The organism is Bacillus sp. AF62, assembly GCF_050312695.1.
GTDB classification, from domain to species: domain Bacteria; phylum Bacillota; class Bacilli; order Bacillales; family Bacillaceae_G; genus Bacillus_A; species Bacillus_A cereus.
The window spans coordinates 1-1,572 of sequence record NZ_JBNPJZ010000194.1 but is presented as its reverse complement, the minus strand read 5'-3'; the positions used below and the strand labels follow the sequence as shown (position 1 = coordinate 1,572).

Here is a 1,572-nt window from a genome sequence, read left to right as displayed (position 1 = left end):
TACTTGTATAATTATGTATCATAGAAAATATCCTTTTTTGTACAGATTATACCATAGATTCTAAACAGGTTCTAAGGCAATACCCGAAACAAACCACATTGACATAGCAGATCCTACATCTCCTTCTTCTATTGAACCAACAATCTTCTCTTTTATAGAATCAGGTATCTTTAATGCCGAAGCTGGTACATGATTTGTTATCCATTTGCCGAGATCAAATACTGCAAGCGTTATATCAAAAGCGTTAGTTAACAATAAAATCATTGCGCTTGTTTTAATGATTAAAAACATTAATTGTCCCGTTTCAAAATCGCCACCACGATTTTTTTCAATAACTAGTTGATATAGTTCATAGCAAAACACATATGTTAAAATCAGCCCCGCAACGGGCAATATGGCCGTGTCAGAAATTATCCTCAGGTTATCGACAATCGTTTGGGAAAACTCTGTTGGCGTTTCTGAAACATTTGTTTGAACCGTATCAACGCTTTTTTGGAACAATTCCGTAATCATATCAAGGAAGCTCTTTGTACTCCCCATAAGCATGTCAAAAAAGAAATTCGTTATGCCCTTTATGATGTCGTCTAACATTCGTCCACCTCGTTTAATTCAAATCAATATAAACAAGTTTATTTGTCTTATTTATTTTTTGAACGATTTTTAGTTGTAATCTTTTATTTTTAGCGTATTTATTCGGAATTGCTAATAATATTTTCCCTGATTGTTCAAAAGTCGATTTTGCACTATGATCGGCGGTAATATATGTTTGCTTGTATTCTAAAAATTCATTTTCACTAGCTAATTCATTATCACCTATTACAAGTCCCGAACCCACGTTTAATAAATAGCCTTCATATGGATTACTTCTTGCTTTTTCATTTATTTCATGTTTCATATGAATGATTAGTAGTTTAAAATCATTTTTGAGGTTTAAATTTTTTTTACTTACATAATCGTTATAACGATCTCGAAAATCAAGTTCAGATGATTGATCAAAATCTTTCATTTCAACATTAGTAATACTACGAGTGAATGTAACTTTTTGCCCTTCAATTTTATAATTGTTATTTTCAAAAATATTTAATGGCACGTGTACGGATTCATTTTTTTTGACACTTTTTATTGTTGTCTGCTGGTGTTCTGTTACACGATTGTCCTTTGGCTCACTACAAGCTCCTAACAGAGAAACTGATACGATTATGAATAAAGCCCTTTTGGTTATCTTCAGTTTCGTAACCTCCCCTTCCCCGTCCTACCGCCTTGCGCTACGCTACAGTTGCTACACCCGTTTTTTGCAAACATTTCCTGCTCGCAAGCTCACGATAACTCTTCACAAATAACAGGTTCATATACTTTCCTCTTTTCTTTCACCATAGACTCCCTAGCGTAATTACGATAGGTTCGGTTTCTTCTTTTGTGCAAGTATTTCTTGCAATCTTTTCAGTCCTTCTGTGAATGTACCCTCGGGGTCTATCACATATACCTCACCTTGCTGCTTAAGAACCTGTTTAGAATCTATGGTATAATCTGTACAAAAAAGGATATTTTCTATGATACATAATTATACAAGTA

Annotated in this window: 2 protein-coding genes; both read right to left on the bottom strand. The window is 33.7% G+C overall.

The genetic code is table 11. The annotated features are described in order from the left end of the window. Window positions 1-60: 60 nt before the first annotated feature. The gene (locus ACQRBL_RS32190; RefSeq protein WP_000883215.1) at window positions 61-591 is read right to left on the bottom strand and encodes a VirB6/TrbL-like conjugal transfer protein, CD1112 family; all 531 of its coding nucleotides are present in this window, start codon (window positions 589-591) and stop codon (window positions 61-63) included. A gap of 13 nt (window positions 592-604) precedes the next feature. Beyond that, the gene (locus tag ACQRBL_RS32185) at window positions 605-1,090 is read right to left on the bottom strand and encodes a hypothetical protein (RefSeq protein ID WP_001130551.1); all 486 of its coding nucleotides are present in this window, start codon (window positions 1,088-1,090) and stop codon (window positions 605-607) included. Between the last annotated feature and the right edge of the window lie 482 nt (window positions 1,091-1,572).